Source organism: Mycobacterium sp. IDUB_37 (assembly GCF_055419245.1).
The window spans coordinates 227457-250850 of the sequence record NZ_JBVAXG010000010.1 but is presented as its reverse complement, the minus strand read 5'-3'; the positions used below and the strand labels follow the sequence as shown (position 1 = coordinate 250850).

Genomic DNA, 23394 nt, shown 5'->3' with positions numbered 1-23394 from the left:
ATGTCCGTGGTGCGCGGGACCGCGCTCTCGAACTACCCGATGCTCGTTACCGAGTTGTCCGGTGACCCGGCCGTCCTGCTCCGTGCCGCGGGCGTCCGAGATCAAGATGTCGGCAACTACGACGCGTTCATTCCATTCCGTGCGGCGATACGCGCCATGGAATTGGCCGCCGCCGCAACGGGAACACCGGATTTCGGGCGGCGCCTGGCGCGGCGGCAGGGCATCGAAATCTTGGGGCCGGTCGGCGTCGCCGCCCGCACGGCCGCGTCGATCGCCGACGCGCTACAGATTTTCAACACCTACATGGCGGCGTTCAGTCCGGTGATCTTCATCGAGATCACCGGACTGGCCGATCTGCGACGTTCCTTTATCGCGGTCGAGTACCTGCTCGACGCACCGATCGCGTGTCCCCAGGCGCTGGAACTCGCACTGGGTGTGGCGCTCAACGTTTTCCGTCTTCTGATGGGTACCGACTACAGTGCCTTGGCCGTTCATCTGCCGCACGACCCACTGACACCGCCAGCCACCTACACCGAATACTTCGGCTGCACAGCCTATTTCACCCAGCGTCGCAGCGGATTCACCGTACGTACCGCAGACTTGGGCCGCCGACTGAACCGCGACGACATCGCGCACCGGGCGGTGGTGGATTACTTGAGCAGCGTCACCCCGTTGGGCGCGGGGATCGAGGAATCGGTGCGCGCCATTGTGCGACAACTGCTGCCGACCGGCGCGGCGACACTCGAAGTCGTCGCCGAACAGTTTCATCTGCATCCAAAAACGTTGCAGCGCAGGCTCGCCGATGAGAGCACCACCTTCGCCGCACTGGTCGACCAGGTCCGCAAAGATGCCGCCGACCGCTACCTGCGGACCACCAAGATCAGCCTGTCGCACCTGGCTCGCGAACTCGGCTACGCCGAGCAGAGTGTGCTGACCCGCTCGTGCAAACGCTGGTTCGGCACCGGACCGGCGTCCTACCGGGGCCAGCCCGCCCTTTAGCTCCCCCTAGGGGATTGACTCTGCGCTCACGGCGCGATCTTCTCGCACTTTCTCACCCTCAGCGCAGCGTCAACTGCGCTGTCGAGCCGACAGCCGGGTCACAGGCCGACGGAGCGTTCCAGTTCCTTGAGCGAGGTCTCGAGGTGACCGAGCACCCGCTGCAGGTGCGGCACACTTTGCCGGCACCCGACCAAGCCGAAGTCGAGGGTGTCGGCCGTGCTGCTCAGGGTGATGTTGAGCGCTTGTCCGTCGAGCGCGAGCGACATCGGATAGTTCCCAACCAACCGGGCGCCGTTGAAGAACCTGGGCTCGCGCACACCGGGAACGTTGGAGATGCACACGTTGAACGGCGGCGGAGTCACCCGGCCCACGCCGGGCAACGCGTTGAGCAGGGCGGGGCTCACCAGGAACAGCGACAGCGCCATGGCCTGGGCCCGGGGCAGTTGCGAAAGCACCTTCTTGTTGTCGCGCATACACGCGCTGATCGCGTCCAGGCGGTCGGCCGGCTCGTCGAGGTGGGTGGCCAGGTTGCACAACACCGCCCCGATCTGGTTGCCGCCGATGGGGTCACCCTCGCCGCGCAGGTTCACCGGGACCATCGCCACCAGCGGCGCGTCCGGCAATGCGTCGTTCTCCTCGAGGTAGGCGCGTAGCGCTCCGGCGCACATCGCCAGCACCACGTCGTTGAGGCTCACTCCCGCTGCATCCTTGACGGCATTGACGCGGTCCAGCTCCCACGACTGCGCCGCGCAGCGGCGTGCTCCCCCGACCGGGACGTTGAGCATGGTGCGAGGCGTGCTGAACGGAAGCGTCAGCTGCTGCTCGAGCAATGCGGAGCGCGCCACCCGAAGCGACGACGGGGCCAGACCGGCGACGGAACCGACTAAGCCGCCGAATTTGTCCAAGGTGCTGCGGGGGGTCCGGGCGCGCCGTTCGCGCCGGGGCGCTGGGGACCAGATGGCACGGAAGTCGGTGTCATCGGGATCGGTTGCCAGCGACTGCCGCATCAACGAAAGCCCCGATACGCCGTCGATCAGAGCGTGGTGCATCTTCGAGTAGATCGCGAAGCGTCCATCGCGGAGACCCTCGATCAGGTGCGTCTCCCACAGCGGCCGGTGCCGATCGAGCAGGTTCGAGTGCAGCCTCGAGGTCAGCTCCAGCAGTTCGCGAACCCGTCCTGGGTACGGCAATGCCGACCGCCGCACGTGATACGTGAGGTCCACGTCGCTCTCTGCCGACCAGCCCAGGTTGGTGACTGCGCCGCGAAACGAGGTAGGACGCTTGCGGAATAGCGGTGAGATTTCTTCACACTCGAGCATCGCCTCGTGGGTGTCCCGCCCGAAGGCGCGTCCGCTACCCTTCGGCGGTTGGAACAACTGCAACGAGCCGACGTGCAACGGATGCTCGCGCGACTCGGCCGTCAAGAACAGCGCGTCGATCGGTGCCATTAGTTCCATTGATGCTCCTTACGCTTTCGCCGACCAGTGTCGGCTCGGGCAGGTCGGTGCCGACCTGGCGAAGCGGAGGTTTGTCATCGTCGACCGCGCCCTCACGCAATATGGGCCTGCGCACAGTCTGGTGCAGCTCCAGGCCTCGTGTCTTGACACTAGAGGACCTAATTTTGACAGTTGGGGACAATGACGTATTGGCTCCGTCACACGGCAACCGTCTAGCGCTGGGACAATTCTGGTCGAAAACGTCGGATACGCTCGAATGGTGTCGCAGCAAAACCCGGACGTAACCGGCGAGTCCCCGTCCAGCGCAGGCATGGACGACGCACCTAAAAGCCTCCGCGAGTACGCGCTGACCACGGTAATCAACACCGTGCCGCCATTGCTCGGTTACTACGGACTTCGACTCTGCGGGGTCCCGCCTTACCTGGCTCTGGTGGGTGCCATCGTGGTTGCGACCGTCCAAGGCGTCTACACCATGGTGCGCAAACGCAAGGTCGAGCCACTCAATATCGCCGTGCTCCTCTGCGCGGCGGCGTCGCTGACCGTTGCCTTCACCACTAAGAACCCGCGCATCGTGCAGTGCACCGAATTGATTCCCGTTACCACGATCGTCTGGTCCCTGGTGGCCAGCGGTTTGGCGCGCAAGCCTGCGTCAAAGTCGATAACCGGTGCGATCGTGCCCAGCCTCGCCGACCCCGCCCTGCCGCAGCGCGGGTGGACACCTGAGGACATCGACAACTGGCACAAGCTGCACACTCGGCTTTCCGTTCGGATCGGCATCTTGTGCGGCTTGTTCCCCATCCTTGCCGTCGCCTGGATTTTCACGTTGTCGGTGGATCTGTCGCAGATCCTGATCATGACGGTCGGCCCGGGGGTTCTGATTGCCTCCATTGGAACGGCCACCACGCTCTTTCGCAGGTTCGTCCGCGCGACCGATCAGGCGGCTGCCGAGCGCGCGGGTCACCCCACGGACGTGCACGCGGAGTAGCCGCTCAGTAGGGGGCCGGCACTTATTGACAGTCACTGCCACCTAGGCATAGCGTGCCACTTTGATGACTAGACCAGCCTCTTTTCGCGTAATCCAATGGGCAACCGGTGGCGTTGGGAAAGCCGCCATCGAAAATGTGTTGAACCATCCCGAGCTGGAATTGGCCGGATGCTGGGTGCACAGCGAGAGCAAGAACGGTGTCGACGTCGGACACCTCTTGGGGACCGCTGACATCGGTGTCACCGCCAGCAACAGCATCGACGACGTGCTGGCCATCGACGCCGACTGCGTCATGTACAGCCCACTGATTCCCAACGACGACGAAGTCCTGGCGATTCTGCGGTCCGGCAAGAACGTCGTCACTCCGGTGGGCTGGGTATATCCCGACCCGAACAACCCGCGGCATCAGGCCATCGCCGACGCGGCCATCGAAGCCGGGGTGACGTTGCACGGGTCGGGAATCCACCCGGGCGGCATCACCGAGCGATTCCCGCTCATGGTGTCCTCGCTGTCGTCGGCCGTCACGCACGTGCGGGCCGAAGAATTCTCCGACATCCGCACCTACAACGCGCCGGACGTGGTGCGCCACATCATGGGCTTCGGGGGCACACCCGAAGAAGCGATGCAGGGACCGATGGCCAGTTTGCTCGAGGCGGGCTTCAAGATGTCGGTGCGCATGGTGGCCGACCACATGGGTTTCCGCATCGATCCCAACATCCGGACCACCCAGGAGATCGCGGTCGCGACCGGCGATATCGACTACGTCGTCCCGATCCCGCCGGGCACGGTGGCGGCACGGCGATTCCGCTGGCAGGCGCTCTGCGACGGCGAACCGGTGATCACCGCCGCCGTCAACTGGCTCATGGGTGAGGAGAACCTAGAGCCGGCCTGGGAGTTCGGCGAGAAGGGCGAGCGCTTCGAGGTCGAGATCACCGGCGACCCCGACGTCAGCATCACCTTCAAGGGCCTGCAACCGCAGTCCATAGCCGAAGGACTGGTGCGCAATCCCGGCATCGTCGTGACCGCCAACCATTGCGTCAACGCGATCCCCGACGTCTGTCGTGCCGAGCCTGGCATCAAGACTTATCTCGACCTGCCGCTGCTCGCCGGACGTGCCGCGCCCGGACTCGCGGCGGACCGGGCGTGACCGGCGTCATCGCCGACGTATCGTTCTGCCACCTGGTGGTCGGCGTGACCGACATGGACCGTGCGCTGGCGTTCTACCGCGATCTACTGGGCATGGAAGTCGTCTTCGACAGCCTGATCTCGGGCGAACCTTTCGACGCCGTCCTGCATGCCAAGCGCAAGCAGGAAGGCCGGGTGGTCGGTGGCTTGCTGGGCGGACTGATGGTCGAACTGCTCTCGCTGGGTGCCAATCCACCGGATTCAAGGCCCGCCCGTCGGGGCATCACCGGGATCCACAATGTGTCGTTGTCCGTCACCGATCTCAACGACACGCACCGCCGCATCGCCGCAGCCGGCTACCCGCCCGACCAGGAGCCTTTCGAAATCGGCGGGGTGCGAATGTTTTTCGTCAAGGATCCCGACGGTACCGCGGTCGAGTTCATCGAGTTGCCAGGCGGGGTGCGCAGCACCTACGAGATGCATCGCGGCGTACCGCTACAGCTCGGCCCGACGAGATGACCTACACCCACCCGGACTCGATGCGCGGGCACGTTGCCGTGGTGACGGGCGCGGCTCAGGGCGTTGGCAAGGGTATCGCCGCCGCGCTACTCGAGCGCGGCGCGGCCGTATTACTGGTCGATATTCAGGCCGAATTGCTTTCTGCGACAACGGATGAGCTGAGTCAATTGGGACGGGCCCAGATGCTGGTGGCCGACCTGCGCGACCCCGATAGCGCGGGTCGGATAGCGGCGGCCGCAGTGGGAGCATTCGGCACGGTGCACGGCCTGGTCAACAACGCCATCGCCACCAACGAGCCCAAGAAGTTCGTCGACATCACCACCGAAGACCTCGCGCTCGGTTACGACGTCGGGCCGCGGGCGACATTCCTGCTCATGCAAGCGGTGTACCCGTTGATGCTCGAGGCGGGCGGCGGGTCCATCGTGAACCTCGGATCGGGGACGGGCACTGGCGGCGAACCGAAGTGGGGTGGATATGCGGCCGCCAAGGAAGGCATCCGCGGGTTGTCGAAGGTCGCCGCTCTGGAATGGGGCCGCGACAACATCCGGGTCAACGTAATCTGCCCGTTCGCCGAGTCCGACGGCGTCAAATTGTGGAAGCAGTTCGCTCCCGACGACTACCAGAAAGCGGTGGGCCGCGTCCCGATGAAGCGCATCGGTGACGTCCGCACCGATGTGGGTGCGCTGGTGGCGTTCCTTCTCAGCAGCGACGCCACGTTCATCACCGGGCAGACCATTGCGGTCGACGGCGGTATCGGCTCTTTCCGATGACGGAGTCGCTGCGCGACCGCCAGCGCGCGCAGATTCGCGCCGACATCAGGCGTGCGGCGTTTCGGCTGTTCGTCGAACGTGGCTACGACTCCGTCACCACGGACGAAATCGCTGCTGCCGCAGGCGTTTCGCCACGCACCCTCTTCCGGCACGTTCAGACGAAGGAAGAGTTGCTACTCGCGCCGGTTCGCGAAGGCGGAGCCGCAATCGTCAGTCTGCTCGAACAACGGCCCGCCACCGAATCGCCGGACATCGCACTCATCAACGCCATCGTCAGCAGGACCCGGTCATTCGACCAAGCCGACTGCGAAGAGTGGCGTTCGGCCCTGCTGGTCGCGCCTGGCCTGCTCGACAAGGTGACGATTCACCTACCCGCGGATCAGGAGCGGGCGACGAAAGTCATCGGCGAACGCATGGGCGTCGATCCGGACGTCGACATGCGCCCCGGCCTACTTGTTCAACTCGGCTTCACCGCAGGGGATTTCGCTTTCCGGCAGTGGGTACGGCGGTCGGACCGGGCGTCGCGCCCGCTGGATCATTGCGTCGTCGAAGCGCTGGAAGCGATCAAAAGCCCGCACTGGGCTCGGTAGGGAGCGCGTCGGGGTTCGCGATCCGGACCGGTGTCCCGTCAAGCCAGGCCACGACAGCTTCCACCGTGTCGGAGTAAAAGGCCCCCAGCATCTCGCGGGTCACGTACCCGAGATGCGGTGACAATGTCACTGTCGGCAGGCTCCGCAACGGATGCTCGGCCGGAAGCGGTTCGGTGTCAAAGACATCGAGCCCCGCACCGGCGATACGCCCACTACTGAGCGCTTCGATCAAGGCGTCCTCGTCAAGGATCGGACCCCGGGATGTGTTGATCAGATAGGCATTTGGCTTCATCAGAGCAAACTCGGGTGCTCCAATCAGTCCGCGGGAACGCTCTGAAAGCACCAGATGGATGGAGACCACGTCGGATTCTGTGAACAGTGCCGCCTTCTCGACCCGACGGACTCCCACCGCCTCCGCGGCCTCATCGGTGAGGTTCTGACTCCACGCGATGACCTGCATGCCAAACACTTTCGCGTATTCGGCCATCCGCGTTCCGACTCGGCCGAGACCCAGCAGTCCGAGCGTCTTGCCGGACAGGGTCATGCCGATCGTGGTCTGCCAGGCGCCGTCCCGCATCCGCCGATGCTCTTCGGCCAGATTGCGGACCGTCGCGATCATCAGACCCCAGGCGAGTTCGGGTGTCGCGTCCCGCACGGCCTTGAATCGAGGGTGTGCAAAATTGGAGTGGGCAACCAGAACACCGCGCTCGGTGGCCGCCTCCATGTCCAAGTTGGGTAGGCTCCGGCCGACGATGGTGATGAGTTTCAGGTTCGGTAGCCGCTCGATGAGCTTGCACGGCAGCGCCATTCGCTCGCGCAGGGTACATATCACATCGAACGGCTGCAGCACCTCGGCCGCCTCGTCCTCGGAGAGATGCCGGTCGAAAACGGTTACGTCGCAGCGGTTCTGCACCGGCGACCAATCGGCTACATCCAGCGCCACACCGGCATAGTCGTCGAGTATCGCGACGTGGGGCATGCGCCCAAACTTACACGGGCCCTACCCGACGGCGAGTACCTCGTCGGCGGCCCGGCGGCCCGAGGTGATGGCGCCGTCCATGTAGCCGCACCAGACCTGGGCCGTCTCCGCGCCCGCCCAGTGAATGCGGCCCACCGGTGCTGCCAGTGCCTTTCCGAACTGAGTCAGCGCTCCGGCGGTCAGTCGTCCGCCATAGCAGCCGCGAGTGAATTCCTCTGCGCTCCAATCCTGCTCCGCGATGTCGAAGGGTTCGGCAGCGCTGGGCCCGAAGTACTTCACCAGCGCGTCGATGACCAGCTTGTGTCGCTGTTCCGCGGCGAGCTCGGCCGCTTCGCGGGCATGGGCACCGTCGATGAAACCCACCAGCACCCCGCAGGAGGCGTCGGCGGGTGAATTGTCCAGGACGACGCTGAATGCATCGTCGAGGCTGGTGACGAAACCGCTCAGACCGTCTTCACGCCAGAACGGCTTGTCGTAACCCACCTGGAATTTGATCACCGAGCCGGCGGGGAATTGCTGGGTCAAGCTGTCGCGCGCCGACGGCAGCGGAGGCAGGTAGCGGATCCGGCCGGCCAGGGTCGGCGGGATCGCGACGATCACCTGGCCAGCGGTGATCGTGCCCGGGTCACCGGCATCGGCATCCTCGTAGCCGACGGTGACGCCGTTGCCGTCTTGCACAACAGTCCGGACCACCGCTCCCAATTGGACCCGATCGCCCAGTTCCTCGGCCAGCAGCTCAGAGATCCGGTGCGTCCCTCCCACCACCCGGAGTTCCTGCGCACCCCCGGTCACCGCCAACATGCCCGCCAGACCGTTGCCCGACCGGATGTAGAACAGCAAGTGCAGCAACGAAAGTTCCGGGGACTCGGCACAAAACAACGTGGGCACGACGAGACGGAAGAACCGCACCGCGACGCTATCGGTGGTTTGCGCCGTCAACCAGGCGTCAAAGGTCTGCCGGTCCAGGTCGGCGGCTTCAGGTGCCTGCCACGGCGCGGCCGTCGGTACCGAGGCTGCCAGCGTTTCGAGTTCACCCCAGACACGGCCGATCTCGGCGAGGTTCTCGACGGGCAGGCCGAACGACGCATCTTCATACCGGAGCGCGGCACCGTCGACGTAGGTGATCGCCGCGCCGGTGTCGTAGGTGGGGAATGTCTCGAGGCCGAGTTCGGTGATCAGTTCGAGCACCGCGTTCTGGCCCGGCCCCACCCATTGGCCACCGAGTTCCACGGGCACTCCGTTGCTCAGGAACCCACCGAAATTGCGGCCGGCCACCCGGTCGCGCGCCTCGAGAACCCGCACCGACTTCCCGGCCGCGACCAGTTTGCGGGCCGCCGACAACCCGGCCAGTCCAGCGCCGACCACGACGACATCCACGTCTGACATTCCCCCGCCTCCTGAACTCATACAGTCGTATGACTTGGTTGTTCAGAGCGTACGGGATCGAGGCACCAGGCGACAAGGCGTCAGCGTGAAGCGGGTTTGATCGCCGCGAATGCGACGACCATCTCCATGAGGGTCTCGAGGTCTTCCACCGCCCGGTCGGCATCCGGGTCGATCACGTGTTGCACGATCAACCCGTCGATGGCCGCGACCAGGACTCGTCCGAGGCGAGTGAAGGGAACCGCGCTGACCTCCCCCGACCGGCTGGCAGCTTCCTGGCACCACTGGGCAACGGCCTCGGTATATCGCTCGTACTGCCAGCGCGGAAGTTCCTCCAAGCCCGGCGTGCGCAGGGCGTGGGTGATGAGCTCCAGTTGCACCATCTGCAGCTGACGGTGATCGACGACCAACGTTTCCCAGAAATTGCGCAGCCCGTTCCGAATCGCGTGTTCCAGCCCGGACTCGAGTTCAGCGGAAGTTCTGAGCAGCTCGGCGATCTCCTCGACGATGTCCTCGATCACCGCGCGCAGTAGCCCCAGCTTGGTCGGGAAGACGTACTGCAATGTTCCGAGCGGAATACCGGCCTCGGTCGCGACCGAGCGCATCGTCGTTCCTTGGACGCCGTCCCGCATCAGCACGGCGCGGGCAGCGGCCACCGCCTGCTTGCTGCGCACAGCGGACTCGATGTACGGCATTAACGTCTCCCGTATCTCCGGAATCTCCGAAGCCCACCCGGATGGCGCCACGGTAGCCGATCCTGCCGGTTTGACTCCTAATCGGAACGCATCTGCTCCGGACGCTGCTGTGGTTCTGCTTGCTGCGGTCCCGCGTAATGCCGCCACGCCTCCCAGGTCGCGGAGTGCAGACCCGGGACGACCCGCGAGTCCGGATGGTCGAAGACGAAGACGGCCCGGTCGTCGTCGTAGGCAGGCCAGCCTGGCGTCCCGTCGTACGCGAACTGCGCCCAGCTGTCTTGGATGCGCTCGCTCATCGCGCGGTACCCGCCGCGCCCGATAATCGTGAGCGCCTCGATGGCCGGCATGTTGCAGCCGAACACCATCGGCACGTCCATCGCATGTATCGCACCCATGCCGATCAGGCGGAGCAACACGGGGGCATAGTCAAGCCGGTAGACATAGGTCGGCGCATGGCGCGCGTGCGCTTCGGCAACGCCGACCGTCGGTCGGACGAAAAAGCAGTCGCTTGCCAGTCGGGTCAGGGCCGCCGCGGCCGGATAGTCCGGATAGTGCGCGAGTGCGCGTTCCTGGGCGGTCGGATCGGTAGCGGCGAACATGCGATCCACCCGGGCCGGCGTGGTCGGGAGAAAATTGACGAACTGGCGGACCGGCCCCCAGCCCGCATGGCCAAGTTCGTCGCGCATCGTCCCGACGACGAGGGGCACGCGATGAGCGCGGCCGGACGCGATGGCCGCGGTGGGGGCCTCGGGGAGCAGGTCGCCGTCGATGACCGGGGCCAACGCCAGTCGGCACGGGACGGCGCGCGCCGTCTTGAGCATGACCCGGATCGCGGCCTGGCTGATCGCCCCGGCCGGAGCCTCGCGGAGGACGTCTGCAGCGGTATCCGGTTCGGCGCCAAGCGCTTTGATGCACCGCCGGGCGGTATCCGCCGCCTGCTTCCCGGTACGCACGGCGTCAGGTATCGGACTCTGCGCTACGGCCCGATGGAACAGTCCCCTTGCCGCCGGAACCGCCAACAAGGTCAGAACCGAGCACCCGCCCGCGGATTGGCCGAACAGGGTGACGTTGGCCGGGTCGCCGCCGAAGGCCGCGATGTTGCGCTGCACCCAACCGAGGGCGGCGACCTGATCGCGCAGTCCCACATTTGACTCGAATTCCTCTGCGTACGAGGAGAAGTCGACGAAGCCGAGTCCACCCAGCCGGTAGTTGATGGTGACGACGACCAGGCCGGTGCGTCGCACCAGGGCTGTCGGATCGTGCACCGGCGCAGCTGAGGTGCCCTCGAAGAAGGCACCGCCGTGGATGAACACCAGCACCGGACGCGGTTCAGCTCCGCGGTCGGAGGGTGCGCACACGTTGAGCGTCAGGCAGTCCTCGTCTTGGACTTGGCGCCCTACGATTCCCATGGGCGCACCGAACCGGTGCGAGTGTGCGGCGGAACCGAATCGGGTCACGTCTCGCACACCGGTCCAGGGAGTGACCGGCTGCGGCGCCCGCAACCGGAGCGGCCCGACAGGTGGAGCTGCATACGGAATCGAACGCCAGACTGCGACGCCCCGGTGGTGCCGCCCCTGTACGGCGCCCGACTCGACGTCGATCGTGGTCATTCGTAATTACTACAGGGCTTTGAGCAGTTACTGGGCGAGCGGTGCGGCCGAAGCCGGGTTCTGCCCGGTGTAGAGATTGCGGTGACCAACGGCAACGCTTCATTCCGAGCGCGTGAACTCAGTTCTGATCCTGGGCGTTCTGAGTGAAGATGTCGCCGGACGTCTGACCGTTGTCGTTGGCGAAGTTATCGTCGCCGTCGGCGGTGACGACTGCGTGGTTGGCGCCAATGGGCACTACCCGTTCGTGCCCCGTGCCGTAGAGGAAGAGGGTAGCGACGGTGGCGGCCCCGGCGAGCAGCACTCGCGCGGCAAGGAGTGTTGTGTTCATCCTTTAGTTGTGCGCCTCGTGATTAGCCGCACGCTATGTCCCCGCTGCCAAACTACTGTGAGGTCAACTGCTCGGAGTTGATCAAAGCGGCGCGCGCCAGCGTCTGCTCGGCCATCTTCACGTGTGCGGCATCGACCAGGACCCCGTTGACTCCTACGGCGCCACGGCCGTTGGCTTCCGCCTCGCGGTAAGCGGCGACATTGCGTTCGGCACGTGCGATCTCGTCGGCGGTCGGGGCGTAGACCCGGTTGGCAATCGGAACCTGGTCGGGATGGATCGCCCACTTTCCGGTGTAGCCCAGCAGCGACGCGCGTCGTGCGTCACGCTCGTAACCCGTGACATCGCGGTAGTCGGGATAGGGCGCGTCGATCGCGTCGATGCCGGCGATACGCGCAGCCACGATTACCTTGTTGCGCGCGTAATGCCAGAAATCACCAGGGTATTCGCCGAGCGGGACGAAGTTGGTGTCCACCCGTGCGCCCTGGGACAACGAGAAGTCCCCCACTCCGAAGATGAGCGCGTCCAACCGTGGGCTGGCCACCGCTATCGCCTCGGCATTGGCCAGGCCCTCAACCTCCTCGATGAGCACCTCGAGGCGAATCTGCCTGCTGAGCGCCAGTTTTGACTCGAGTTGGGTGAGCAGAACATCGACCCACCACACGTCGCGGGCGGTACGTGCTTTCGGAATGATGATCGTGTCCAGGTTGGCGCCGGCCCCAGTCACCACCTCGATGATGTCGTCGTGGCACCACTCCGTATCCAGGCCGTTGATCCTGATCGCGCGCGCGGTGCTGCCCCAGTCGATGTCATTAAGGGCGGCAATAGCTTTGGCGCGTGATTCCAGTTTGAAGGCAGCAGGCACCGCGTCTTCGAGATCGAGGAACACCAGATCGGCCCCACAGCCGGCGGCCTTGTCGAACATATTGTCGTTGCTGGCGGGTACCGCCAGTTCGGAGCGGCGGAGCAACTTCGTCATCGATGAATGTCCTTCCCTTACAACACGCCACGGGCGCACAGGCCGTCAAGTTCGCTCGCAGTCAAACCGAGCAACTCGCCGTACACCTCGGCGTTGTGTTGCCCGACGCTCGGGCCGAGATGGTCGACCGTTCCGGAGGCCGAAGAGAACCGCGGGACCGGCGCCTGCACCGTCATCGGACCGAGTTGGTCGTCCTCGACCGATACGAAAACTCCGCGATGCGCAAGCTGATCGTCGTCCACCAGATCTGCGATGTCGTAGACCGGCGCCGCCGCCACCTCGTGAGCTTCGAAAACTTGCATCGCCTCCGAAAGCGTCTTGGTGGCAACCCAATCCGCTACCACGGCATCCACTTCGGCGGCCCGGGCCAGCCGCCGCTGCGGGTCGGAGAAGTCCGCGTCCTGCACCAGATCCGGCCTGCCTATCGCCCGAAACACGCGCAGCGCCAACGCCGGCGAACTCCCCGACATCGCCAGCCAACGACCGTCGGAGGTGCGATAGGTATTGCGCGGAGCCGAAATATCCCAACGATTGCCGGATCTCTGCGGGACCAACCCCAACTGGTCATACCCCAGCAGCGTCTGCTCGAGCAGTCGGGCCAGCGGGTCAATGAGATTGACGTCGATCAGCTGGCCCGGTCCGCCGTGCACATCGCGGTGGTACAGCGCCATCATCACCGCGTACGCGGCATTCAACGACGCGACGCCGTCGGCAAGCATGAACGGCGGCAGGGTCGGCGGTCCGCCGGCCTGCCCGGTGATGTGGGCGAATCCGCTCATCGCTTCGCCGAGGGTGCCGAAGCCCGGGCGTTCACTTTTGGGGCCGGTCAACCCATATCCGGTGATGTGCAGCATCACGATCCGTTCGTTGACCGCGCGCAGGCTCTCATAATCCAGGCCCCATTTGCGCAGCGCCTGGGGCCGGGTGTTGAAAATCGCGACGTCGGCGTGTTGCACCAACCGTCGCACCAGGGCCTGCCCTTCCCCGCAACGCAGGTCCAGGGTGATGGATCGCTTGTTGCGGGAGATGGATTTCCACATCAGCCCGACGCCGTCGCGCTGATTACCCCAGGACCGGATGGGATCGCCCTGACCCGGTTGCTCGACTTTGATGACGTCGGCGCCGAACTCACCCAGATAGGTGGCCACCAGTGGCGCGGCCGCCAAGGTCGCGAGGTCGAGGACGCGCAGACCGTCAAGCATTGGCACCGGCGCACACCCGGGATGGTCGCTGCAAGCCGAGGTGTCCCCGCAAGTTGGATGACTCGTAGGCGGTACGGAACAGCCCGCGCCGCTGCAGTTCGGGCACCACCATGCGCACCACATCCTCGAACGCTCCGGGCAGATGTGTTGCGGCCAAGACGAATCCGTCGCAGGCGCCACTTTCGAACCAGTCCGCCATCTGATCGGCGACCTGCTCCCCGGTTCCGACGAATCGCGGACCCTGCAACAGCGTGGCGCGGTGGCCGGCCAGGTCGCGCAGCGTCACATGGCGGCCTCCGCCATTGGAAGAGATGTGCGCGCGCAGGTTCTGCACCAGCCCACGAATGCCCGACACCGACGCGATGAGTTCATCGGTGACGGGGTCATCGAGGTCGTGCTGGGCGAAGTCATAGTTCATCAGCTCGGACAACAGCGTAAGCGACGCCATCGGGTGCACCAGATCGTTGAGGAACATCGCCTCGCGATCCTTGGCATGCGACTCGGACTCCCCCACCACCGCGTAGGCCATCGGGCAGATCCGCACCGCGCTGGGATCGCGCCCCGCACCGGCGATACGTTCCTTCTGATCCGCGTAGTGGCTGCGTGCGATGTCGATGCCCGGGTCGCCGGTGAAGATCAATTCCGCCCAGCGCGAGGCGAATTCGCGTCCGCGTCCGGATGATCCGGCCTGGATGATGACCGGCCGGCCTTGCGGGGTACGCGGCACGGTCAACGGCCCGCGCGCGGAGAAGTACTGGCCGACGTGTCCGAGTTCGTGCACTTTGGCGGGATCAGCAAAGCGACCCGATGCGCGGTCGTGCAGGATGGCGTCGTCCTCCCAGGTGTCCCAGAGGCCGGCGACCACGTCCATGAATTCGTCCGCCCGGTCGTAGCGTTCGTCGTGGCCGAGGTGGGCTTTGACGCCGAAATTCTGCGCCTCGCTGTCGTTGACCGAGGTGACCACGTTCCAGGCGGCCCGACCGCCGGACAGGTGGTCCAGTGACGCGAAGGTCCGCGCGACGTGGAACGGCGCGTAGTAGGTGGTCGAGTAGGTGGCACCCAGCCCGATGTGTGAGGTGGCCTGAGCCAGTACGCCCAGCACGACGCCGAGGTCGAGCTTGACTGGGCGCGCACCATATTCGACGGCCTCGGCCACTGAGCCGCCGTACACGCCGGGCATCGCCAGCCGGTCGTCGAAGAACATCAGGTCGAAGCAGCCCTCTTCGAGTTGGCGTCCGATCTTTGCGTAGTAGGACGCGTCGAGGTAGCGATGTTCGGTGGCTGGGTGCCGCCAGGATCCCGCGTACACCGAGGTACTTCCCGCCTGCATGAAGGCAACCAGGGCCATCTTGTCGCTTCTCATGTTCCGAAACGTAGCATCTGATATTTCAGATTTCAAATGTTAGATGTCTAGTTTGATACGCTAGGCCCGTGGTGGCGATGGACATCTCCGGAACCGTGCGCGAGCGCGCGGCTCGCGAACTGCGGGACCGCATCCTCACCGGCACCCTGCCCGCTGGATCGCGCCTCGACCTCGATGCCATCACCGAGGAGTTCGCGACCAGCCGTACCCCGGTTCGCGAGGCATTGCTGGAACTGTCCTTCGAAGGCCTGGTGCGCGTAGCCCCGCGCAGCGGCGTGACGGTGATCGGCATCAGCCCCGACGATGTGCTGGACAGCTTCACCATCCTCGGCGTGCTCACCGGGCAAGCGGCGGCGTGGGCGGCCCAGCGGGTGGAACCGGACGAACTCACGATGCTGCGCGAACTCGCGGCGGACGTCGCCGCGCGGTCCGGTGACGACAGCATCGGCGAAGCCAACTGGCTCTTCCACCAGAAGATCCACCGCGCGGCGCACTCTCCCCGGCTGATGACCCAGATCAGGCAGGCGGCGCGCGTCGTCCCCACCAACTTCCTCACCCTGTTCCCCGACCACGAGAAGCACTCACTCGACGACCACCGGGAATTACTCGACGCCTTCGCAGCCAAGGACGTGGAGCGTGCCCGCGCCATCGCCGAACGGCACGTCCTCGACGCTGGGCGCTCGCTGGCCGAGTGGTTGGAGCAGCGCGGCTAGCCTCCTCGCGAAGCCTGAGCGAGATTGCTGTTACGGCCGCATTTTTCGGCCCCGCCACGACCGTGGCGGCCACCTCGCATGAGTACCCTTCCTAGGGTGCCCGAGATCCCCGCGCAGTACATCCTGTCGGCTGACGCAACGAGCCCGCGCACGCTCATCGACATCATCCGGGAAACCGCCGCGCGCTATCCGGATGCGGCCGCCATCGACGACGGCGAAGTGCAGCTCACCTATAGCGAGCTGATCGAAGACATGCAGGACAGCGTCGCCTGGCTGGCCGCCCGCGGTATCGGCCGCGGCGACCGGATCGGCGTGCGACTTCCCTCGGGCAGCTACTCGTTGTACGTGGCGATCCTGGGGATATTGGCCGCCGGCGCCGCGTACGTGCCCGTCGACGCCGACGATCCCGAAGAGCGAGCCGAACTGGTCTTCGGTGAAGCCAATGTGGTTGCGGTCATTACCGCAAAAGGGACGCAGCGCACTCTTGGCGCGTCACGAGGCTGGCGGGCCGGCGCACCGCTGGTTCGCGACGACGCGTGGATCATCTTCACGTCCGGGTCGACCGGCACCCCGAAAGGAGTTGCGGTCACCCACCGCAGCGCCGCCGCATTCGTCGATGCCGAAGCTCAGATGTTCTTGCAGGACAACCCGATTGGCCCCGGTGACCGGGTCCTCGCCGGGCTTTCCGTGGCCTTCGACGCGTCGTGCGAAGAGATGTGGTTGGCGTGGCGGCACGGCGCCTGTCTGGTGCCGGCGCCGCGATCGCTGGTTCGCAGCGGGATGGACCTGGGGCCGTGGCTGGTCACCCGGGACGTGACCGTGGTCTCAACGGTGCCTTCGCTGGCCGCACTGTGGCCCGCCGAAGCATTGGAGGCGGTGCGGCTGCTGATCTTCGGCGGCGAAGCCTGCCCGCCCGAGCTTGCCGAACGGCTCGCCGTGGAGGGCCGCGAAGTGTGGAACACCTACGGCCCTACCGAGGCCACCGTGGTCGCCTGCGCCGCCAAACTCGACGGCTCCGGGCCGATCAGCATCGGGCTGCCATTGACGGGGTGGGACCTGGCGGTCGTCGACGGCGACGGCGCGCCCGTCGACTACGGGGACGTCGGCGAGTTGGTGATCGGCGGAGTTGGACTTGCGCGCTATCTGGACGACGCGAAGGACGCCGAGAAATACGCGTCGATGCCGACGCTGGGCTGGAAACGGGCGTATCGCAGCGGCGATCTGGTGCGCCTGGAGCGCGACGGTCTGTACTTCTGCGGCCGCAGCGACGACCAGGTCAAGGTGGGGGGCAGGCGTATCGAGCTGGGTGAGGTGGATTCGGCGCTGGTCAATCTGGCCGGGGTCAGCGGTGGCGCATCCGCGGTCCGACACACGGCCGGCGGCACTGCCGTGCTGGTCGGATACGTCGTCAGCGCCGATCCGTCGTTCGACGTCGCCGGCGCGCGCAAGGAGCTCGCGCAGCATCTGCCGGCCGCGTTGGTGCCACGGCTGGTACAGATCGAGGAACTGCCCACCCGCACCTCGGGCAAAGTCGACCGGGATGCGCTGCCATGGCCACCGCCAGGACAGGACGCCGACGAGGCGCCCGATCTGGCCGGCACCACGGGCTGGCTGGCCGGATTGTGGCGGGACCTGCTCGGCGCCACGGTGTCCGGCGGCGGGGCCGATTTCTTCGCGTTGGGCGGCGGCTCGCTGGCCGCGGCACAGCTGGTCGCCATGCTGCGCCAGAAGTATCCACAGATCACCGTCGCCGACCTTTACGACCATCCACGACTGGGTTCGCTCGCCAGCTTTCTCGACGAACTCGAACCACCACCGGAGGTCACCGAGCGGGTGGTGAAACCAACGCCACGTCGCACGCAATTGCTCCAGACCGCACTGACGCTGCCACTGTCGACAATCTCTGGGCTGCAGTGGATTACCTGGCTGGCGTTGGGGAACAACGTTGCGCGTGCCTTGCATGTGGTGCCCTGGACCTTCGCGGTGGACTGGTGGCTGGTCGCGGTTGCATTCCTGCTTTTCGTCACGCCGGTGGGCCGGATGAGCATCGCGGTCCTCGTCGCCCGACTGCTGCTGCGGAATGTCCAGCCGGGGACGTACCCGCGCGGCGGCTCGGTACACCTGCGGGTGTGGCTCGCCGAGCGGTTAGCCGAAGCCAGCGGCGCCGAGAACCTGGCGGGCGCACCGTGGCTCGTCTACTACGCGCGGGCACTGGGCGCCGAGATCGGCAAGGGCGTTGACCTGCATTCGGTGCCGCCGGTGACGGGTCTGCTCGAGGTGGGCGAACGCAGCGCAATCGAACCGGAAGTAGACCTGCGCGGGCACTGGGTCGACGGCGACGTGTTTCACCTCGGCGCCATCACGATCGGAGACGACGCGACCATCGGTGCCCGGACCACGCTGTTGCCTGGCGCGATCGTGGGGAAGAACGCCGACGTCGCTCCCGGGTCCGGTGTGGTCGACAAGATCAAGAACGGCCAGTACTGGAAAGGCTCTCCGGCGGTAAAGTCCGGCCGGGTCAATCACCCATGGCCCGACGAGCGGCCGGCCCGCAGGTCGCACTGGGTTGCCGTCTACGGAATCACGTCACTGCTGCTGGCCGGGCTCCCACTGCTTGCGGTGGGCACCGGACTCGCCGTCATCGGGGTCGCTGTCCACCACACCCGCACCCTGCAGCAAGCCGTGCTTCCCGCGCTGCTGTGGGCGCCGGTCGCGGCGCTGGCCGGAACCGCGGCGTACGCGCTGGTGACGATTGTCGCGGTACGCCTGCTATCGATCGGGCTGCACGAGGGTTACCACCCGGTTCGCAGCCGCTCCGGGTGGCAACTGTGGACGACCGAGCGGCTGATGGACGCCGCGCGCAACTACCTGTTTCCGCTGTATGCCAGCCTGCTGACGCCGGGTTGGCTACGCATTCTGGGCACCCGTGTCGGTCGCGGCACCGAGATCTCCACTGTGCTGCTCACTCCAAAATTCGCCGTGATCGAAGACGGCGCATTCCTGGCGGACGACACCATGGTCGCCTCCTACGAGCTTGGTGGCGGTTGGATCCACGTGGCCGAGACAACCGTCGGCCGGCGCGCATTCCTCGGTAACTCCGGCATCACTCAACCCGGGCGCCGGGTGCCCGACGACGGACTGGTCGCGGTGCTCTCCGCGACGCCGCCGAAGGCCAAGCGCGGCTCATCGTGGCTGGGCAGCCCGCCGATGCGGCTGCGTCGGCGGCCGGCCGAGGCGGATCTGGAGACGACGTACGACCCGCCGACCCGGTTGAAGGTAATGCGGTCGGCGGTGGAGACCTGCCGGGTATTGCCGGTGATGGTGACGGCCGCCATCGGGCTGGCGGTGCTGGGCGCGCTACAAGCGCTGGCTTTGGCTTTCGGGAAATTCGGCGTCCTGTGGGCGGCACTGTGCGGCGGGCTGGTGCTGTTGGCCGCTGGCGCGATCGCCGGCGTGGTGGCGGTGGCCGCGAAGTGGCTCCTGGTCGGCCGCATCAAGGCGAGTGAGTATCCGCTGTGGTCATCGTTTGTGTGGCGCAACGAGCTTGCCGACACATTCGTCGAAACCGTTGCCGCGACGTGGTTTGCCCGCGCTGCCAGTGGGACGCCGGTGATGAACCTGTGGCTGCGCGGGTTGGGCGCTTCGGTGGGACGTGGAGCCTGGTGCGAAACCTATTGGCTGCCAGAGGCCGATCTGGTCACGCTTGGCGCGGGCAGCACCGTCAATCGCGGCTGCGTGGTGCAAACACACCTGTTCCACGACCGGATCATGCGGATGGACAGCGTCGTGCTGGAACCCGGGGCCACCCTGGGCCCGCATTGCGTGGCCCTGCCGGCCGCCCGGTTGGGCGCCGGCGCGTCCGTCGGTCCCGCGTCCCTGGTGGTGCGCGGCGACGAAGTCCCCGGATCGACCCGCTGGCAAGGCAATCCGGTTCGGCCTTGGAAACCAGCTCGGCAAGCCGGCCGGAAGAAGTCGGGTCGCAAGAACCCCAGTACCGAGGACACTGCGGCGTGAAGTCCACGGCAAAGAAGACCCCGAAAAATGGGGAGCTCGATCCATACCTGCCGCAGAACGGCAACTTCGGCTACCAGGTATCCCGCTACGAGCTGGACCTCGAATACAAAGTCGGGATCAACCGGCTGTCCGGAACGGCAACCATCACCGCGGTGACCCTGACCGAGCTGCAAACGGTCACCTTCGACCTGTCCAGTGCGCTGTCGGTGTCCAAGGTGTCAGTGAACGGCAAACGCGCCGCGCGCTTCAGCTGCCGGGACGGCAAGTTGCGGATCACGCTGGCGTCGACGCTGGCCACCGGTGCCGCACTTTCTGTCATCGTGCGCTACAACGGCACCCCGAAACCGCTCCGAACCCTCTGGGGTGACGTGGGTTTCGAGGAACTCACCGACGGCGTGCTGGTCGCCGGGCAGCCCAATGGCGCCGCGTCGTGGTTCCCCTGCAACGACCACCCCAGCGCCAAAGCAGCGTTCCGAATTCAGGTCAGCACCGAAAGCGCCTATCACGTGGTCGCCAACGGGAAACTGGTATCGCGGCGCGGGCGGGCGTCACAGACTGTGTGGACTTACGAACAGCCGGAGCCGACCTCGACGTACCTCATCACTCTGCAGATCGGGGTCTACGAGGCGGTGCGGCTGGCGAGGACGCCGGTGCCGATCCGGGCCGCGTTTCCCGAACGGCTCAGGGCGAACTTCGATTACGACTTCCTTCGGCAGCCCGACATGATGCAGTTGTTCATCGAGCTGTTCGGGCCCTATCCGTTGGCCGACGGTTACACCGTCGTGGTCACCGACGATGTGCTGGACATTCCACTCGAGGCTCAGGGCATTTCGATCTTCGGCGCCAATCACTGCAACGGCAAACGGACCAGCGAGAGACTGGTGGCGCACGAACTGGCGCACCAATGGTTCGGTAACTCGGTGACCGCGCGACGGTGGCGGGACATCTGGCTACACGAAGGATTCGCGTGCTACGCCGAGTGGTTGTGGTCGGAGCACAGCGGTGGCCCTCGCGCTAACGAGCTGGCGATCTATCACCACGCACAGCTTCGCGTGCAACCACAAGACCTGCTGTTGACCGATCCCGCACCACGGCGGATGTTCAACGACCGGGTGTACAAGCGCGGTGCGCTGACGCTGCACGCTTTACGCGGGCGGATAGGCGACGAGAACTTCTTTGCGCTGCTCAAGGATTGGACGACTCGGTATCGGCACAGCACCGCCACTACCGAAGACTTCACCAGCCTGGCGGCGAAATACTCCGACGAGCCACTGCGGTCGTTGTGGCAGGCCTGGCTGTATTCGACCGAAGTCCCGTGATTACAGACTGGCCAGATCGTCGGGCACATCGACGGCGTGCTCCTGCAGAACTTCCAGCGGTACCACCTCGAGCGTCCGTTCATGGGTGGAGGCCAGCACGACCGGAGCCGCGCGGCCGTCATGGTGAGCCCGGAGCCAGTTCAGCGCGGTGACACACCACCGATCGCCTGGGAGCAGGCCGGGGAACCGGTACTCGGGCACGGGCGTCGACAGATCGTTGCCGATGGAGCGCTGGTGATCGAGGAACTCGCTAGTCACCACGGCACAGATCGTGTGCAAACCACGGTCCTCGTCCCCGGTAGAACAGCAGCCATCGCGATAGAAACCGGTAACCGGCTCGGTGCCGCACGGTTCCAACGGACTACCCAGCACATTGCGATCGGACACACGCCTAGTATCGCGCTTTCGGCAACGAAAATTAGATGAAGTTTCTGCTAGGCCGACACCATGCGGGAGCCCCACAGCAAGCCGATGTCCATCACGTTGCCCGCAACGGTGGCGTCGACGTCGGCGTACATCCGGGCGATGTCGGAAATGGTCGAACCCGCGCGCATCAACTCCTGCTGCGCCGCCTGGTTCACCGCAAACATCTCAGCCGCGTCGCTGGCAAATGCCATTACAGCTTGCGCCGAGATCTCGTCGCCCCCGGCGGGAAGCAACGAACTCAGCGCGTTCGAAGCGGTCGCTGCTGACTGCAGGCCCTGATAGCCGTTGTCCAGGATCCGCGAACCGATGTCGGCGGCGGCTGAGTCGAAAGTCATGGACTGCATATGCGTCTCCCCTCGTCCCCGAACAATGTCTGTAGCGACAGTAGCAATAGGCAACTGTTTACGTCTACAAAACTTTGGCATTGCATGGCACGGCGGTCGGAAACCGCGCGTTGGTGCCACACTGACGGCTCCGCGCAAACAGATCGGCGGACATATCCAGTGGGCGGACGCGATGCCGTGACCACGGAGAGGTAGGTTCAGCAACGTGATACTCACGGGTGCCTTCCTGGCCGATGCGGCCGCCGTCGTCGACAACAAGCTCAATGTCTCGGGCGGCGTGTTGTCCCGATTCGGCCTTGGACCTGACCGGTCGGCCCGATTCGTACTGGTGGTGCTGACGCAGGCGGAGCCCGGCGACACCGACCGGCAGCTCAAGATCGAGATGCGGCCCCCGACCGAGGAGGAACCGATCCTCCTGGAGTTCGAGGTACCGGAGGCGTCCGTCGCCGAGTTCCCCGGGTTCGCCTTCTTCGAGCTCCAGCTGCGCCTGCCCTCCGATGGCCGCTGGGTGATGGTGATTTCCAGCAACTCCGGGGCGATCTCGCTGCCGATCCTGGTGTTGGAGCTCCCGACCCAACAGCTCCCATCGTCCTTCGGTCTCTAGCCGTCCGGATCCGCCGCCCGTCAGCGCAGCGCGGGCAACACTCGGTCGGTGAGTAGCTGCACCGACCGCCAGGCTTCCTCCACGGGCATGCCGCCCACCAGCGGGTGCAGCACTATCGGGCCGTAATACTCGGCGTCCTTGACCTCGGCGACGAGTTGGTCGGGTGTCAGGAATCGGTATCGACCCGAAGCCCTGACCTCGTCGAGCGTCTGGACTCCCGGCAGGTGCATCAGGGAGCGTTCGTCGGCTGACCATCCGCCGTAGGTGACTGCCTCCCAGAGGATGAATTCCCCCAACTCGGCCCACGCGCGGTCCGGATCTTCGTGCAGGAAGATCATTCCCCGATTGACCGGTCCGGGCATGATGACAAACGGAGCGACGCCAGCCTGTGCACACAACTCGCGATAATGCGCAGCGACGTCGGGCAGATGATCGGCCAGACTGAGCGGCAGCCCGAAGCGGGCCGCGCGCCGAGCCGTGGCCGGCGACCCGCCGCCCACATATAGCGGCGGATGCGGCTTGGTCCACGTCCCGGTGCAGATCCCGGCGTCTGAATCGGCACCGGACCAGACGGACAGCATTCGTTCGACCAGGCTGTCCATCTGCTTGCCCCGCCGACTGAAATCCACACCCAGCGAGTCGAATTCGATGGTCCGATAACCAAGCCCCACCGTGGTGTGCAGCCTGCCGCGGCTCATGTTGTCGACCAGGGCGATGTCCTCGGCCAGCCGAACCGGGTTCCACAGCGGTCCGAGCGCACAGTCCACACTCGCGATCATGCGTGAGGTTCGCGCGAGGAACATCGCCGCGGCCATGATCGGGTTGCAGCTCCAGCCGTGACCGGTCGCGTGGTGTTCGTCGACGCTCACCGTGGTGATGCCGTGCGATTCGCCCCACTGCACCAATTCGATTGCAGCATTGAGCAGTTCACTCTGCTTGTGTGGGTCACCATGTGGCGAAGCGAAATTGAACCGCAGGACGGTGAGCAACACA

At 65.6% G+C, this 23394-nt stretch carries 22 protein-coding genes; 10 read left to right on the top strand and 12 right to left on the bottom strand.

The genetic code is table 11. The features are described from left to right. Positions 1-999: an AraC family transcriptional regulator gene (locus ACZY1I_RS27330; RefSeq protein ID WP_463759872.1), complete on the top strand. Its 999-nt coding sequence runs from the start codon at positions 1-3 to the stop codon at positions 997-999. A gap of 98 nt (positions 1000-1097) precedes the next feature. Here the strand turns inward: ACZY1I_RS27330 and ACZY1I_RS27325 are convergent, their stop codons facing one another. Next, positions 1098-2447, bottom strand: coding sequence for a WS/DGAT/MGAT family O-acyltransferase (locus ACZY1I_RS27325; RefSeq protein ID WP_463759931.1), 1350 nt, complete (start codon positions 2445-2447; stop codon positions 1098-1100). 319 nt (positions 2448-2766) lie between these two features. Here ACZY1I_RS27325 and ACZY1I_RS27320 point away from each other — a divergent pair, with 319 nt between their 5' ends. The 5 genes from ACZY1I_RS27320 (at position 2767) to ACZY1I_RS27300 (ending at position 6445) form a co-directional block, all read left to right on the top strand. After that, positions 2767-3441: a VC0807 family protein gene (locus ACZY1I_RS27320; protein WP_463759928.1), complete on the top strand. Its 675-nt coding sequence runs from the start codon at positions 2767-2769 to the stop codon at positions 3439-3441. Positions 3442-3505: 64 nt separating this feature from the next. Next, a complete protein-coding gene (locus ACZY1I_RS27315; protein WP_463759869.1) occupies positions 3506-4588 on the top strand; it encodes an NAD(P)H-dependent amine dehydrogenase family protein in 1083 nt (360 codons plus the stop codon). After that, the gene (locus ACZY1I_RS27310) at positions 4585-5085 is read left to right on the top strand and encodes a VOC family protein (RefSeq protein WP_463759867.1); all 501 of its coding nucleotides are present in this window, start codon (positions 4585-4587) and stop codon (positions 5083-5085) included. The genes ACZY1I_RS27315 and ACZY1I_RS27310 overlap by 4 nt, the downstream gene beginning before the upstream one ends. Further along, positions 5082-5855 (top strand): SDR family NAD(P)-dependent oxidoreductase, encoded by a 774-nt coding sequence (locus ACZY1I_RS27305; RefSeq protein WP_463759865.1) that lies wholly within the window; start codon positions 5082-5084, stop codon positions 5853-5855. The genes ACZY1I_RS27310 and ACZY1I_RS27305 overlap by 4 nt, the downstream gene beginning before the upstream one ends. After that, positions 5852-6445, top strand: a complete 594-nt coding sequence (locus ACZY1I_RS27300) for a TetR/AcrR family transcriptional regulator (RefSeq protein ID WP_463759862.1) — start codon at positions 5852-5854, stop codon at positions 6443-6445. The genes ACZY1I_RS27305 and ACZY1I_RS27300 overlap by 4 nt, the downstream gene beginning before the upstream one ends. Here the strand turns inward: ACZY1I_RS27300 and ACZY1I_RS27295 are convergent. From ACZY1I_RS27295 to ACZY1I_RS27260, 8 genes are all read right to left on the bottom strand, one after another. Then, positions 6420-7424 (bottom strand): D-2-hydroxyacid dehydrogenase family protein, encoded by a 1005-nt coding sequence (locus ACZY1I_RS27295; RefSeq protein ID WP_463759860.1) that lies wholly within the window; start codon positions 7422-7424, stop codon positions 6420-6422. The genes ACZY1I_RS27300 and ACZY1I_RS27295 overlap by 26 nt on opposite strands. Before the next feature lie 21 nt (positions 7425-7445). Then, on the bottom strand, positions 7446-8810 hold the full coding sequence (locus tag ACZY1I_RS27290) for a flavin monoamine oxidase family protein (protein ID WP_463759857.1): 1365 nt from the start codon (positions 8808-8810) through the stop codon (positions 7446-7448). Positions 8811-8890: 80 nt separating this feature from the next. Then, entirely contained in the window at positions 8891-9502 is a 612-nt protein-coding gene (locus tag ACZY1I_RS27285) for a TetR/AcrR family transcriptional regulator (RefSeq protein ID WP_463759854.1), read from the bottom strand. 77 nt (positions 9503-9579) lie between these two features. After that, entirely contained in the window at positions 9580-11112 is a 1533-nt protein-coding gene (locus ACZY1I_RS27280; protein WP_463759850.1) for a carboxylesterase/lipase family protein, read from the bottom strand. Between the two features lie 118 nt (positions 11113-11230). Continuing rightward, positions 11231-11440 (bottom strand): hypothetical protein, encoded by a 210-nt coding sequence (locus tag ACZY1I_RS27275; RefSeq protein ID WP_463759847.1) that lies wholly within the window; start codon positions 11438-11440, stop codon positions 11231-11233. A 52-nt stretch (positions 11441-11492) separates the two neighbouring features. Continuing rightward, positions 11493-12416, bottom strand: a complete 924-nt coding sequence (locus ACZY1I_RS27270; RefSeq protein WP_463759844.1) for an HpcH/HpaI aldolase/citrate lyase family protein — start codon at positions 12414-12416, stop codon at positions 11493-11495. Between the two features lie 17 nt (positions 12417-12433). Continuing rightward, positions 12434-13618, bottom strand: a complete 1185-nt coding sequence (locus tag ACZY1I_RS27265; protein WP_463759926.1) for a CaiB/BaiF CoA transferase family protein — start codon at positions 13616-13618, stop codon at positions 12434-12436. Continuing rightward, entirely contained in the window at positions 13611-14981 is a 1371-nt protein-coding gene (locus tag ACZY1I_RS27260) for an LLM class flavin-dependent oxidoreductase (RefSeq protein WP_463759841.1), read from the bottom strand. Before ACZY1I_RS27260 ends, ACZY1I_RS27265 begins: the two co-directional genes overlap by 8 nt. A 68-nt stretch (positions 14982-15049) precedes the next feature. On the opposite strand from ACZY1I_RS27260, the gene ACZY1I_RS27255 reads away from it, so the two are divergent. From ACZY1I_RS27255 to ACZY1I_RS27245, 3 genes are all read left to right on the top strand, one after another. Next, positions 15050-15694, top strand: a complete 645-nt coding sequence (locus tag ACZY1I_RS27255) for a GntR family transcriptional regulator (protein ID WP_463759838.1) — start codon at positions 15050-15052, stop codon at positions 15692-15694. Between the two features lie 78 nt (positions 15695-15772). Continuing rightward, on the top strand, positions 15773-19708 hold the full coding sequence (locus ACZY1I_RS27250) for a Pls/PosA family non-ribosomal peptide synthetase (protein ID WP_463759835.1): 3936 nt from the start codon (positions 15773-15775) through the stop codon (positions 19706-19708). Further along, positions 19705-21027 carry a M1 family metallopeptidase gene (locus ACZY1I_RS27245; RefSeq protein ID WP_463759833.1) on the top strand — a complete coding sequence of 441 codons (1323 nt, stop codon included), beginning with the start codon at positions 19705-19707 and terminating at the stop codon, positions 21025-21027. Before ACZY1I_RS27250 ends, ACZY1I_RS27245 begins: the two co-directional genes overlap by 4 nt. Here the strand turns inward: ACZY1I_RS27245 and ACZY1I_RS27240 are convergent, their stop codons facing one another. Then, complete coding sequence (locus ACZY1I_RS27240; protein ID WP_463759831.1) at positions 21028-21414, bottom strand: DUF2237 family protein; 387 nt, start codon at positions 21412-21414, stop codon at positions 21028-21030. A gap of 47 nt (positions 21415-21461) precedes the next feature. Next, complete coding sequence (locus tag ACZY1I_RS27235; protein WP_463759829.1) at positions 21462-21797, bottom strand: PE family protein; 336 nt, start codon at positions 21795-21797, stop codon at positions 21462-21464. Between the two features lie 205 nt (positions 21798-22002). On the opposite strand from ACZY1I_RS27235, the gene ACZY1I_RS27230 reads away from it, so the two are divergent. Beyond that, positions 22003-22401, top strand: coding sequence for a hypothetical protein (locus ACZY1I_RS27230; RefSeq protein WP_463759825.1), 399 nt, complete (start codon positions 22003-22005; stop codon positions 22399-22401). A 20-nt stretch (positions 22402-22421) separates the two neighbouring features. On the opposite strand, the gene ACZY1I_RS27225 is transcribed toward ACZY1I_RS27230, so the two are convergent. Further along, entirely contained in the window at positions 22422-23393 is a 972-nt protein-coding gene (locus ACZY1I_RS27225) for an LLM class flavin-dependent oxidoreductase (protein ID WP_463759823.1), read from the bottom strand. Between the last annotated feature and the right edge of the window lies 1 nt (position 23394).